Below are 13,963 nucleotides of genomic sequence, written 5' to 3'. Positions count from 1 at the left end.
CGACGGCTCCGGGATTCGGGCGCGCCATCTTGAAACTCATACAGCCGCCCTTATGAGCGTACCCACGCCTTCATCCGTCATCACTTCCAGTAATAACCCATGCTCCACACGTCCGTCAATGATGTGGCAGGATTTGACCCCCTTTTTCACCGCATCCAGTGCTGACTTGATTTTCGGTATCATGCCACCCGAGATGGTCCCGTTGGCAAATAACTCATCTACTCTCTGCGCGGTCAATCCGGTCAATAAGTTACCATCCTTGTCCAGCACGCCGGGGGTGTTGGTGAGTAGTATCAGCTTTTCAGCGTTCAAGACTCTGGCAAGCTCTCCCGCAACCAGATCGGCATTGATATTATAGGATTCGCCATTCTTGCCCACGCCGACAGGGGCAATCACAGGGATGAAGTCACGTGTTTCGAGTAGTTCAATCAGATCAGGATTTATGTTTTCGATTTCCCCAACCTGTCCGAGATCGATCCACTCATGCACTTTCTCTTTATCCTGCATAAGCATTTTTTTTGCACGGATGAAGCCACCGTCCTTTCCCGTCAGGCCGACCGCGAGGCCGCCGTGCTGGTTGATGAGATTGACAATTTCCTTGTTGATCAACCCCAGTACCATTTCCACCACATCCATCGTTTCGGCATCAGTCACGCGCATTCCCTGAATGAACGCACCTTGCTTGCCAACCCGCTTCAGCATATCGTTAATCTGAGGCCCTCCGCCATGAACGATCACGGGATTCATTCCCACGAGTTTCAGCAGCGCCACATCGCGAGCGAAACCCTGTTTGAGATTTTCCTCGACCATCGCGTTACCGCCATATTTAATGATGATGGTCTTGCCGTGAAAACGCTGGATGTACGGCAGCGCCTCGGCCAGGATTTTAGCTTTATCTTTTGCGGATGACCGGGATAGCGACATGTTTCTTACCCATAAAACTGTATTTTAATTTCTACTTGAGGTATTTCAGTAACAGATAGGACGCGAATAGGCTGCGATTTTACTTCCTGCCGCCAGCATCGTGTATAGAAGTGTCAGGAGTATTTAGAGGGGGCTGCCATCACGAATGCGGCGAGCCGTTTCAACGGGCAGTGCCCAGACGATGCCGTCCCCAATAAGTCCGGTTTGGCACTCGCGTACTATCACGTCAATGATCGAATCGACCATGTCATCCGTGGCAACCGTGTAAATCATGACTTTCCCCGCAAAGTCGGTCAATTCTTCCTGCAGTGTGGGATTATTAATGAGACCCGGCGCAGTGAAGCCTTTCACCTCAATCACAGTCAGACCGGGAAAACCTGGAATCTTGCGCAATGCCCGGCGTAAGACGTGTAGACGATCAGGGCGGAATACAGCACGAATCTCTTTCATAATGTTCCCCTCAGACTTCCATCGGCTTCTCGTCGAACCAGCGGTACAGGGTTGGCAGTACCACCAGCGTCAGTAACGTCGAAGTGATCAGTCCACCGATCACCACCACGGCAAGCGGACGTTGCACTTCCGAGCCTGGACCTGTGGCAAAGAGAAATGGCACCAGACCCAGCATAGCAACAGTAGCAGTCATGAGCACCGGGCGGAAGCGCTGTTCGCACCCCTTGATCACCGACTCCGCTACGCTGGCCCCTTCATTACGCAGTTTTCGGATATACGAGATCAATACTACACCATTCAACACGGCAATGCCCCAGAGCGCGATAAAGCCCACCGACGCTGGCACAGAAAGATACTCACCAGTGACAAAAAGCCCGACGACCCCGCCAATGGAAGCAAATGGTAGTACCAGAATAATAAGCGCGGCAAGCTTGACCGAGTTGAACAGCACAAATAGCAAGAAGAAAATAGCCGCGATAGTGAGCGGGACTATTACAGAGAGCGTCGCCATGGCACGTTCCATATTCTCGAACTGCCCACCCCAAACAAAATAGTAGCCTTCCGGCAGTTTGACTTCCTTGGCGGTACGGTCCTGTAGTTCGGCAACGAACCCGGCAATGTCGCGGTCATGTACGTTAACACCGATAACCACTCGCCGTTTTGCATATTCGCGCGAGACTATCGCCGGGCCGTCGACCACGCGGATATCTGCCACGGTGCTCAGCGGCACCAGCGCACCCTCTTGCATCACCGACCCGCGACCTCCGCTTGCGGGAGCGCGAAGCAAGAGATCGCGAATCGCCTCGACGTCATCGCGAAAATGTTCAGGGAAGCGCAGGAGAAGCACAAAGCGCCGCTCACCCTCAAAAATTTTGGTGACCGCCTTGCCGCCGATGGCCGTTTCGATCAACTCGTTCACGTCGGCTACGTTGAGCCCGTGACGGGCAATGGCACGACGGTCGATGTCGATCGTTAATTCCTGCTGACCCGACAAGCGCTCGATCCGTATGTCACGAGCGCCGCGCGTCGACTTGATGATGCGCGCTACCTGCTCCGACAATTTGCGCAACTCTTCCAGATCGTCGCCGAATATTTTGATCGCCAGTTGGGAGCGTATTCCAGTCACCATTTCGTCCACGCGCTGCGCGATCGGCTGCGATAGCGCGACACTCACACCGGGTAGCACCTTCAAAGCCTCTCGGATATCCTCCTCGATCTCATGCTGAGTGCGGCCGGAACCCTCCACGTCCAGTTGCGCAATGGGATCGGATTCGTTCCGTGACGCAGGATCAGCGGGAGATTCGCCACGGCCGAGTTTCGATACCACGCTCTTCACTCCGGGGATTGCGGCAATCAGTTTCATCGCCTCCATTTCTATCTCGATTGCCTTATCCAGCGAAATCGAGGGGACACGAATAATCACAGGCGTCACTGCGCCTTCCTGCATGATTGGGATGAAGGATTTGCCCAGGAGCGGAAAAAGCGAAAAAGACATCGCGAGCAAACTCACGGATATGATGATAGTGGTTTTCTCATGGGCTAACGCCGAATTCAGCAGGCCATGATAACGCGCCTTGAGGAACGCAATGACTTTGGTATCCTTATCGGCCCCGCCTTTGAGGATGTAGGCGCAGAGCACCGGTGAAAGCGTCAGCGAAACGATAAGCGACACCGCCAGCGCAATGGCGATCGTGAATGCGAGCGGGCTGAAAGTCTTGCCCTCCATGCCTTGCAGCGCCATCAGCGGCAGGAATACGAGAATAATGATGCAGATGCCAAAGATAACGGGCGTACCGACTTCGACCACAGCGTCTACAATAGTCAGCAGCTTCGACTCCCGCGTGTCGCCGGCGTGACCCAGGCGGTGGTAGACGTTTTCCACCACGACCACGGTAGAATCCACCATCAGTCCAATGGCGATAGCCAGACCTCCCAGAGACATCAGATTGGCGGTTATCTCCTGGTCGTTCATCACCATAAAGGTGATCAAGGGCGTAATGATGAGAGTGGCAACCACGATCAGACTGGAGCGCACATCCCCCAGGAAGATGAACAATATTACAATTACCAGACAAATGCCTTCGATCAGCACCTTGCCGACTGTCCACAGTGCGTCATTGACGAGATCGGTCCGGTCATAGAATGGCACAATCTGAAGTCCGCCCGGCAACAGGCCGCCCTCATTGATATCGGCAACTTTTGCCTTTAGGCGTCCGACAATTTCCTTCGCATTCCCGCCCGCCAGCATCATTACGATGCCTGCCACCGACTCCGTGTAGCCGCCTTTGATACTGGCACCCTGGCGCACCTCCTCCCCGAATTTCACCTCGGCCACGTCACGCACGTATACCGGCACGCCATCCCGTTCCTTAAGTACAATGTTGCGGATGTCGTCCAACGTTCGAATCAGGCCGACACCGCGGATCAGGTATTGTTCCGCATGCAGCGGCAGTACGTTGCCGCTGGCGTTCGCATTGTTGCTCGCGATGGCCTGGTCGACTTGCGTCAGTGTCAGATCATAGTGGCGCAGCCGATTCGGATCGACCCGCACGTGGTATTGCTTGACGTAGCCCCCGATGGAATTGATTTCCGCCACACCGGGCGTTGCACGCAGCAGCGGCCGCACCACCCAATCCTGAATCGTCCGCCGCTCCGTCAACTCTTCGACAGTCAGTTCGCGCTCGCCGTCGTCCGGATGCTCGAGCGTATATTGATATACCTCGCCAAGACCTGTCGTCACGGGCCCTAATACGGGATTGATGCCCGGCAGCAGCGTGGGCGATACCTCGATCAGTCGTTCCATCACCAGTTGGCGCGCAAAATAAACGTCCGTCTGATCCGTAAACACCAGGGTGATGAGCGACAGTCCGCTCTTGTTTATAGAACGCATTTCAACCAGCCCCGGCAGACCGATCATTGCGAGTTCCACCGGGACGGTGACGAGCCGCTCGATCTCCTCGGGACTGCGACCGACCGAAACAGTAGCGACCATTACCTGAATATTGGTCACATCGGGAAAGGCATCGACCGACAGGCTCTTCGTAGAATAAAGGCCTGCGCCGCACAAGGCTAGCGCGACCACTACGACTAGCAGTCGCTGCTTAAGCATAGCGCGCACTATCGAGGCAAGCATAGGCTTATTCCAATTCGGCGAGCTTGCGCTCGTTGTCTAGATGAAAGGCGCCGTCCACCACAATGTTCTGCTCCGCTGTGAGGCCGCTTAGCACCGGTCGCATGTCAGCCACTCCGGGGCCCAGTTCGACGGGAATGCGGAGGAACCGATTGTCGCCCTTGGCGAGAAACACATAATCTTTATTGGCCTCTCGCACCACCGCTGTTTCCGGCACCACCAGGCTTTCGTGCGGGTTGTCTACGATGTGCATGCTAGCCAGCATGTCGGGCTTCAGCCTGCGCCGCGGGTTCTCGACGATTGTGCGCACCATTACCGTGCGGGTCATGGGGTTTACCGTATCGGCCACGAATATGATCAGGCCGTCGAAGCTGACATCCCCCAGTGCAGGCACCTTGATCTCGACATGTTGGCCGACCTGAACATTACGAGCTATCTGCTCCGGCACGTCGCCGACCACCCAGACAGAGGATAGATCGGCTACCGCAAATAGCAGATCGGCCGGTTGCACTACTTGGCCAGTGATCACATTCCGCGCAATAACGATGCCGCTCTTCGGCGTATCGATGGTAACGGATGGTAGAATACTTCCTTCCCTCGCCAGTTCTTTCAGCGCTCCGTTGTCCACACCCAGCAGCCGCAATCGATCCGTGGCTGCGCCCAATTCCGCACGTGCGACCTCCAGTTCCGACTCGCGCCGTTCCACTTCGGCGATGGCGATCACGTCTGCGGCCAGCAAAAGGTGTGCACGTTCGGCTGCTTTTTGAGTCAGTGCAGTTCGCGAAAACGCGCGCAGATAGGCGAGCTGTGCCTCGGTCAATTCCGGGCTGGAAATACGCGCAAGAGAATCGCCGGCATTAACACTTTGACCCAGCATGACGTACAGGTCGATAATACGGCCTGTCACGTAGGATCCGATACGGACGAGCCTATCCTCGTCCACCTCGACCTGGCTTGGGACCTGCATCTTATCGGCGAGAGCGACCATTGCCGGCTTGCCGATCGTGATGCGTGGCTCCATTTCCGGCCTGATCGTGATAGCGTTGATGTCCTCCTTCTTCTGCTCCTGCTGCGCGGCTTCTTTGTCGGGGGATGCGGCCTCCTCACCGCCGCCACATCCCGCAGCAAGCAGCATGGCAGTCAGGATGGCGCCGGTGACCTGCGTTGTAGTTTTCATTCGAGGACTTGCTCCCTGGGATAATAAGCACGCAACCGGTCAATTTCAGCGGCGGCGGCTTGTAAATCAAAGCGTGCCTGCAGCGAGTCCGCCAGTATTCCTCGCAACACGCGCTGGGTGTCGAGCACTTCGATCAGGGGTCGCTCACCCAAACGGTAAGCCGCTTGGGCAACGCGTAATGCCGCCTCCGCTTCCTTGATTATTCCTCCCTCGAACATCTCCACCCTGCGCTGCGCAATCTGCAGGGCCTGCCACGCGGATTCGAATAGCTGCCCGATTTCGAAACGGCGGTATTCCAGCGTTTCCCGCACCCGCGCGGAGTCCGCGACGGCTGCATCGATCTCGCCGCGCCGACGGTATAACAGGGGAATTGTCACTCTAAATCCGCCCCTGTTGTCGGTGTATTGAGCATCCTGATAATTGCTGTATAAGATGTCCACCGACGGCAGTATCATGGCACGTTCCTGATCGATTCGCCGGCGGCTCCGTTCCGATTCGGCCAGCAAACGCAGCACATCGGGATTGACCGCCGGCACCTCCTCGCGCAGTTCATGCAGCGGAGGTAGATTGACCGGATCGAACAAGGATGCATCTATTGTAAAATCAGGCCTCAATGCGCCTGCGGTCAACTGCAGGAGCGCAATCCGCGCTCGCTGCGCGTTCAATACCGCTGCTTCTTGACGGCTGGCGGCATTCAACACTTCGGCATCGGCTCTGATCAGCTCGAAGCGCGCCGTTTCACCGACGTCCACGCCCACTTTGATTCGCCGCCGCACCTCCTCCATCAGATCTCGGATACTTGCCTCCATCCGCGCTATTTCCTGACGCAGCAGCAGTTCATATGCGCGCACCCTCAACTGCGCCGCCAGGTCTGCGCGGACCTGGTCGAAACTCGCACGGCTGGCCTCCACGCCCGCCTCGGCCGAACCGATGCGCGCCCTGCGCACAAATGGATTTTCAATGGGCTGACTGACGGTTACGGTCCGCGTGTTCGTTGCCGGATTCGCCGCCGGGATGCGCGGATCCTGAGGCCCGCCTATCACGCTTACTTGCGGATTAGGGTAGGCAGCGGCGCCGACGACACCTGCGCCAGCCATGTCGACTTGAAATGCAGCCGCGCGAACCAGGCCGTTGGCTTGCAGCCCCAGCCTTTGCAGGGCCTCGATGGAGAGCGAGTCCCCAGGTACGGCAGAAGCCGGTACGGAAGGGACGACAACGGAAGGTGTCCTGGCGGAAGGTTCGGTGGAGGGTACGCCAGTGGACGGCATACCTGGTACGGATCCGGACGGCAGGGACGGCGCTGGCGGATAAGGTACGGTCGCGGGTACAGTGGTACCAGGCACGGGCGGGAGTACCGGCGTAGGGGCAGGCGCAGGTGCAAATACAGGTCCTGCCGGGGCACGTGCGGGTGCGGATGGACGCGAAGGTACGGCAATCTCGGGTATGGTTGCAGACCCCTGAGCTGAGGCGGGCGTAAATGGTAAAACAAGGATGAGACTTGGCAAAATACAATAAAAACGTGATATACGCATGTACTACCTTCGGTTGTTCTAAAGCAATGCTTGCTTCAATCGCCGTGAATGAGCCGGAAGCTCCTCGAACACGATGAACCGAACCCCGGCAGCAAGCATTCCGACATCATCACAAAGTTTCCAACTGCAAAAAAATAGTGTCCAGCTTCTATTAATAGAGGAGATAGAGTTTTAGTCTAAATGAGAATTTGCATCAAGAAAAGTAGTATCTCCCTGATGGTATAATCGATATTTACGAAGTATGTATTGCCAAAGCACTAAATCCAATCCTGATGCTCAACTACAAGCAGCTGCATTATTTCTGGGCCGTCGCAAAGGCAGGCAGCATTGTCCGGGCGAGTGAGCGGCTGAATCTTACCCCGCAAACCCTGAGCGGCCAGATCGGGTTATTGGAAGAGACGCTTGGGGTAGCGCTTTTTTTGCGCGTCGGCAGGCGCCTTGAATTAACTGAAACAGGCAGACTGGCGCTTTCCCACGCCGACGAAATCTTTCAGATCGGAAACGAGCTGGAAGAGGCTTTGCGTAGCCGCCCGGAAAGCTATGCCATTCCGTTGCGCGTTGGGGTCGATGATGCCGTTCCCAAGACCATTGCCTATAAATTGTTAACCCCGGCAATGGCGCTCGCCCAGCCGGTGCGCATCGTCTGCCGGGAAGACAAACTGGTGCGTCTACTGGTGGAACTGGCGATCCAGCGTCTGGATCTGGTTCTTGCTGACCGGCCCATGCCAGCCGGGACCAATGTAAAAGGCTACAGTCATAAGCTGGGCGACTGCGGTATCACGTTCTTTGCCGAGCCACAGTTGGCAGCACAGTTCACACAAAAATGGCCCCGTATTCTTGATGCGGCCCCTTTGCTCATTCCCGGCAAGGAGGCCGCTGTGCGAATACCGCTGATGCGCTGGTTCGATGTGCACCAACTCCGGCCGCGTATCGTGGGGGAATTTGACGATAGCGCGCTCATGCAGGCTTTCGGCCAGGCCGGCATCGGCATTTTCATCGCGCCATCGGTGATAGCCGACGAGGTGCAGCGCGAACATGGCGTTGCCATTATCGGTCAGACCGACGAGGTCACCGAGCAGTTCTACGCCATCTCCATGGAACGCCGCCTCACCCACCCTGCCGTCGTCGCCATCAACGATACCGCCCATCGCGAACTATTCGCGAACCTGTATCCCCGCGCGGATGCGATACATTCGGCAAAATAGCCTCGGCAGAGAAAGCTCCGCATTCTCAACGGCGCTATTTCTCATTTGCCGTGTTTAGAAACAGTTCGTTGATCCGTTTCACGAAACCCGCTGGGTCATCCAGTTGACCGCCTTCGGCCAGCAATGCCTGATCGAATAAAATATGGCTCCAGTCGGCGAAGTGGGTTTCCTCCGATTTCAAACGTTGTATCATTGCATGATAAGGGTTGATTTCCAGGATGGGCTTCGCATGATTCACTTTCTGTCCGGCCGACTTCAGCAATCGCTCCAGGTTTCCCCCCATATCGTGGCTATCCGCCACGAGACAGGCAGGAGATTCGGTCAGGCGTAATGTCACACGAACATCCTTCACCTGGTCGCCAAGAGTGCCCTTTATTTTCTCGGTAAGCTCCTTGTATTCATCCGCTTCTTTCTCCTGTTCCTTCTTCTCCGCCTCGTCTTCCAGTTTACCGAGGTCCAGGCTGCCTTTGGCTACGGATTGCAGTTGCTTACCCTCAAACTCCGTCAGATTGGCAACCAGCCACTCATCCACTCGATCGGACAGCAATAAGACCTCAATGCCTTTCTTGCGAAAAACCTCCAGGTGCGGGCTGCTTCTAGCTGCCTTGAGACTTTCGGCCGTAACATAATAAATTTTTTCCTGCCCTTCCTTCATACGCGCAATATAGTCGCTAAACGACACTGTTTGCTCGTCAGAGTCGATATGGGTGGAGACGAAGCGCAACAGCTTCGCGATACGTTCGCGGTTAGCGTAATCTTCTGCTACGCCCTCTTTGATAACCTGTCCGAATTCTTTCCAGAAGGTCTTGAATTTTTCCTTTTCACTTTCCTGCTCGCTTTGCGCCAGGTCTTCAAGCAGGCCCAGCACTTTTTTTACCGCCCCGGCACGTATGGCCTCAATGTCCTTGGATTCCTGCAATATCTCGCGCGAAACATTCAGCGGCAAATCGTTGGAGTCGATCACTCCGCGCACGAAGCGCAAATAATTCGGCAGCAACTGTTTCGCATCATCCATTATAAACACCCGTCTGACATAAAGCTTGATGCCGTGGCGGGATTCGCGATCATACAAATCAAAAGGAGCCCGTGAGGGAATGTACAGCAACTGGGTATATTCCTGCTTGCCCTCTACCCTGGCATGAAGATAGGCCAGGGGAGGCTCGAAATCATGCGCTACATGCTTGTAGAATTCTTCATATTGCTCTGAGGTGATCTCGCTTTTGGGCCGGGCCCAAAGCGCGCTTGCCTGATTGACGGTCTCGTCTTCGTCCGTCATTACGTTTTCGTTTTTTTCCTGTGACCATTCCTCTTTTTTCATCACGATGGGCAGCGTGATGTGGTCTGAATACTTGCGGATGATGGATCGCAACCGCCAACCATTGAGCAGGTCATCCTCGCCTTCGCGCAAGTGCAGGGTAACTTCAGTGCCGCGGTCTGTTTTCTCCACTGTCTCAAGCGTATAATCGCCTTCACCACCCGATTCCCAGCGGACGCCATGCTCGGGCGTCAAGCCGGCGCGGCGCGTGATAAGCGTCACCTTGTCCGAAACGATAAATGCGGAATAAAAACCGACACCAAACTGGCCAATCAAGTGCGCATCCTTGGCCTGATCGCCGGTTAACGAACTGAAGAATTCTCGAGTACCGGATTTGGCGATAGTGCCTATATGATCTATCACTTCTTGCCGCGACATGCCGATGCCATTATCGGCAATGGTGATGGTACGTGATGCGGCATCAAAGCTGACGCGAATCTTCAGCTCTGAATCGGACTCGTACAGAGCGCCGTCGGTTAATCCTTCGAAGCGCAGCTTGTCAGCGGCATCCGATGCGTTGGAAATCAGTTCGCGCAAAAAAATTTCCTTGTTACTATACAAGGAATGAATCATCAGCTTGAGCAACTGCTTTACTTCCGTCTGAAAACTTAAATGTTCTTTTGTAGCTGTGGCTTCCATGGTTTCCTCTCTTAAAAAAATGCAAGTATATAACTGAGGGCAGATTGAGAATTTTCAAGGTGCTCAGCATCAACAAGCATTAGTCGTTCCTTGTTTTCCATTCGGTTCCCTGCCATTCTGGTCCCTGGACGGCCATATAAATCGGAGTCTGATCTATGCCACCAATCGTGAAAGCTCTTACCCGTTTCATAACCATGTGCATGCTCTGTTCTGTCTTGCCCGCGGCCGCACAAGACCAGTCGCGTGAATTGCCGCTGGACAAGATAAAGCTCCCCCCCGGCTTTTCCATTGAAGTGTGGGCGGAAGCACCTAACGCACGCGGACTGACAATGGGAAAAAATGGAACAGTATTCGCAGGCTCAATGGCGGAGGGCAAGGTATACGCCATCACCGAAACTGGGGGAGCACGTCAAGTCAAAACCATCGCCAACGGACTCAACCTCCCTGTGGGAGTAGCATTTCACGATGGTTCACTATACGTTTCCGCAGTCAGTCGCATTTTGCGCTTTGACGATATCGAACAAAAACTCGATCAACCCGGCAAACCTCATGTGGTGACGACCAGATTTCCCAGCGAGAAACACCATGGGGGCAGATACATTCGTTTTGGACCTGACGATCTGCTATATGTGGCGGTCGGCGCGCCCTGCAATGCCTGTGAAAGGGATCCGGATGAATTTTCGCTGATTTCACGTATCAAGCCCGACGGCACCGATTATGAGGCCTTCGCACATGGGGTGCGGAATTCGTTGGGGTTCGATTGGCATCCTGAAACAAAGGAATTATGGTTCACCGACAATGGCCGTGACTGGATGGGCGATAACATACCGCCTGACGAACTCAACCGGGCACCACGTAAAGGCATGCATTTCGGATATCCCTATTGCCACGGCGACGATATTCTAGATCCAAAATATGGCGCAAAGCGCGATTGCCGAAAACTTGTTCCGCCCGTAGCCAAATTCGGAGCGCATGTAGCAGCGTTAGGGATGCGCTTCTATAGAGGCAAAATGTTCCCCTCGGAATACCGCAACAGCATTTTTGTTGCCGAACATGGCTCGTGGAATCGCCGCAATAAAACCGGCTATCGCCTCAACCTTGTACGGGTAAAAAACAACAAGGTGGTAAAACAGGAAGTGTTCGCTGAAGGCTGGCTGGAAAAGGAAAACAACTGGGGAAGACCGGTGGATGTGCTGGTCATGCCCGACGGCGCACTGCTCGTTTCTGACGATTATGCTGGGGTGATTTATCGCATCAGCTACAAGAAACCCTGAGGAGGAGCAAGTCGGGGAATACTGAGGTTAACGGTAATAATGGCAACAACATTTGCCGGCGCTGCCCGAACGTCATATCTCAGATCGACAAAGGTCGACGGACAGATTTTCGAAAAGCAGATGCTCGATGTGGCACCCTATTCAATATTGACAAGCGAAGCGACGGAGGTGCATTGCTTAGGGGTCGGAGTTGCGGGCCGTGTTAGGCGTTGCCGTTGGACCTGGATTTAAGTTGGTCTCGTACGACCTCAAGCAGCGCCGCCAACTCGGACGTCATCGGTTCAGCGCTTGGCAGGACAATGCCGTGTACACCAGATGAATAGCGTAGGTGGTAGGGCTCGGCGTGTAAACTGCTGAGGCAATCGACCCAACTGCTCGGTGACTTTGGAATGTGAAGACCTTGTTCGAAGGCCATTTCCCAAAGGACCTTCAGGTCATGACGAAGCTTCCGCTTTCTGATGTGTGCATCTGATCCGTTCCGCGAAAGGTAGGCCTTCAGTAAACACTCAAGAACATGTGCTGCTACAAGGGCTAGCGCATAATTTTGCGGTGGAGACGCGGCAGCAAGAATTTTTACCCCAGGTATCAGGCTTTGAGCCACGCCAAAATATGTGTGCGGCGGCGCTGGTGGTACGACTGTGTCCGGCTGGTTGGTTATCGATGCCGTGCCAGTAATAGGTTTCATTGGTCTCCACTATATTAAGAGGCCAATAGTCTCCGTATTTTATTAAAACAGTTTTCGCCGCTCGAGTGCAGTCACACTTTGGCAATCTCGAGCCAGTCAACGAGGGTGAGATTCAAAATATTCAGCTCGTCTATCTTATCTAGACCATTGCATTGCTTGTGATTCAGTCTTTGCGAGCTACATCGACTGCTGAATAGCGTAGGCACACAACGCAATCAGTGCCTGGGGAAAAAGCCCAAACCCGAGCATCGCCAAACCGTTCGCGCTCAGCAATATCTTGACGTCAGGCTGCGGCAGTATGACCGCATCTGTTTCAGGTTCGTCGAAGTACATCAGTTTCACGATTCTCAGGTAATAAAACACGCCGATCAGCGAAAGAAGCACGGCCACTACTGCCAGCCAGACATAACCCACACTCAGCACCGCTTGCAACACTGATAGTTTGGCATAAATACCAACCGTCGGAGGAATGCCGGCCATTGAAAACATCAGCAGCAACATGATAAACGCATACCATGGATTGCGCCGGTTGAGCCCCTTGAAGTCGTCGAGCTTTTCAGCCTCGAATCCTTCGCGCGATAAAAGAATGATCATGCCGAATGTGCCCAGCGTCATCAGCACGTACACCACAACATAGAACATGGCTGCACTGTAGCCATTCCCATCCGCGCCGATAATGCCGAGCAGCATGAATCCCATATGCGAGATGGTGGAATACGCCAGCATGCGCTTGATATTGGTCTGGGCAATGGCGGCAAGATTGCCGATCACCATGGATATCACCGCCAGAATGATGAGCATTCCCTGCCAATCCGCCGCCATTCCCCCCAGACCTTCCGCCAGCAGACGCATGACAAAGCCGAACGCGGCCAGCTTGGGCGCCGAACCGACAAACAGGACCACCGCTGTGGGCGCTCCCTCGTAGACATCCGGAACCCACATGTGAAACGGCGCCGCGCTCAACTTGAAACTGATGCCGGCAACAATGAATACAAGACCCACAACCAGTACTGGATGGTTGATTGAGCCGGTCTGAATCACTTCCACGATACGGGGAATATCAAGGGAGCCGGTCGAACCGTATATCATGGACATGCCATACAGCAAAAAGCCGGAAGCCAGCGCGCCAAGGACGAAAAATTTTATTGCCGCTTCGGTTGCACCGACCGTGCGCCTCAACGCCACCATCGCGTATAGCGACAATGACAGGAGTTCCAGTCCCAGGTAGAGAGTCAGGAAATGGCTGGCGGAAATCATCACCATCATACCCAGTGTTGCGAAGAGGGCCAGACCGAAAAACTCGCCGCTGAGCATACCCCTCAGAGAAATATAATTGCGCGAATACACCAACACGGTGGACACGGTGATGTACACAAGCATCTTCAGTATGTCGGCCATGGCGTCGTCGACGAACATTCCGGAAAACGTATATACGACGCCAGGCGCAGAAGTGGCAAAAGTGATAAACATGCAACCTAGCAACGATATCTGCGCCAACAGATAAGCGATAGAGGATTTCTTCTCTCCCCATGCAAGATCGGCCAGTAACACCACGCATACCATGACCAGCAGGAATATCTCCGCATAGGCAGGCGCGAAATCAGGCTGGGTAAAATTCATTATCATCCTCGA

At 54.4% G+C, this 13,963-nt stretch carries 10 protein-coding genes; 2 read left to right on the top strand and 8 right to left on the bottom strand.

What is annotated here, in order from left to right; translation table 11 throughout:
• Positions 1 to 36: 36 nt before the first annotated feature.
• The 5 genes from argB to BMX66_RS00130 form a co-directional block, all read right to left on the bottom strand.
• Positions 37 to 924, bottom strand: coding sequence for an acetylglutamate kinase (argB, locus tag BMX66_RS00150; RefSeq protein WP_090877217.1), 888 nt, complete (start codon positions 922 to 924; stop codon positions 37 to 39).
• 123 nt (positions 925 to 1,047) lie between these two features.
• The gene (locus tag BMX66_RS00145) at positions 1,048 to 1,374 is read right to left on the bottom strand and encodes a P-II family nitrogen regulator (protein ID WP_090877215.1); all 327 of its coding nucleotides are present in this window, start codon (positions 1,372 to 1,374) and stop codon (positions 1,048 to 1,050) included.
• A gap of 10 nt (positions 1,375 to 1,384) precedes the next feature.
• Positions 1,385 to 4,507 carry an efflux RND transporter permease subunit gene (locus tag BMX66_RS00140; protein WP_090877213.1) on the bottom strand — a complete coding sequence of 1,041 codons (3,123 nt, stop codon included), beginning with the start codon at positions 4,505 to 4,507 and terminating at the stop codon, positions 1,385 to 1,387.
• Between the two features lie 4 nt (positions 4,508 to 4,511).
• The gene (locus tag BMX66_RS00135; RefSeq protein ID WP_090877210.1) at positions 4,512 to 5,681 is read right to left on the bottom strand and encodes an efflux RND transporter periplasmic adaptor subunit; all 1,170 of its coding nucleotides are present in this window, start codon (positions 5,679 to 5,681) and stop codon (positions 4,512 to 4,514) included.
• Complete coding sequence (locus BMX66_RS00130) at positions 5,678 to 7,213, bottom strand: TolC family protein (RefSeq protein WP_090877208.1); 1,536 nt, start codon at positions 7,211 to 7,213, stop codon at positions 5,678 to 5,680. The genes BMX66_RS00135 and BMX66_RS00130 overlap by 4 nt, the downstream gene beginning before the upstream one ends.
• 272 nt (positions 7,214 to 7,485) lie before the next feature.
• On the opposite strand from BMX66_RS00130, the gene nhaR reads away from it, so the two are divergent.
• Positions 7,486 to 8,418, top strand: a complete 933-nt coding sequence (gene nhaR, locus BMX66_RS00125; RefSeq protein ID WP_090877205.1) for a transcriptional activator NhaR — start codon at positions 7,486 to 7,488, stop codon at positions 8,416 to 8,418.
• A gap of 34 nt (positions 8,419 to 8,452) precedes the next feature.
• On the opposite strand, the gene htpG is transcribed toward nhaR, so the two are convergent.
• A complete protein-coding gene (gene htpG, locus BMX66_RS00120) occupies positions 8,453 to 10,372 on the bottom strand; it encodes a molecular chaperone HtpG (protein ID WP_090877203.1) in 1,920 nt (639 codons plus the stop codon).
• Between the two features lie 155 nt (positions 10,373 to 10,527).
• On the opposite strand from htpG, the gene BMX66_RS00115 reads away from it, so the two are divergent.
• Entirely contained in the window at positions 10,528 to 11,646 is a 1,119-nt protein-coding gene (locus BMX66_RS00115) for a PQQ-dependent sugar dehydrogenase (RefSeq protein WP_090877202.1), read from the top strand.
• 202 nt (positions 11,647 to 11,848) lie between these two features.
• Here the strand turns inward: BMX66_RS00115 and BMX66_RS00110 are convergent, their stop codons facing one another.
• Together BMX66_RS00110 and nuoN are read right to left on the bottom strand one after the other, a co-directional pair.
• Positions 11,849 to 12,331 carry a hypothetical protein gene (locus BMX66_RS00110; protein ID WP_090877200.1) on the bottom strand — a complete coding sequence of 161 codons (483 nt, stop codon included), beginning with the start codon at positions 12,329 to 12,331 and terminating at the stop codon, positions 11,849 to 11,851.
• Positions 12,332 to 12,508: 177 nt separating this feature from the next.
• The gene (nuoN, locus tag BMX66_RS00105; protein WP_090877197.1) at positions 12,509 to 13,951 is read right to left on the bottom strand and encodes an NADH-quinone oxidoreductase subunit NuoN; all 1,443 of its coding nucleotides are present in this window, start codon (positions 13,949 to 13,951) and stop codon (positions 12,509 to 12,511) included.
• Positions 13,952 to 13,963 lie beyond the last annotated feature (12 nt).

This window comes from Nitrosovibrio sp. Nv6 (assembly GCF_900110495.1).
In the GTDB taxonomy this organism is placed as follows: domain Bacteria; phylum Pseudomonadota; class Gammaproteobacteria; order Burkholderiales; family Nitrosomonadaceae; genus Nitrosospira.
This window is presented reverse-complemented; position numbering and strand designations above follow the sequence as displayed.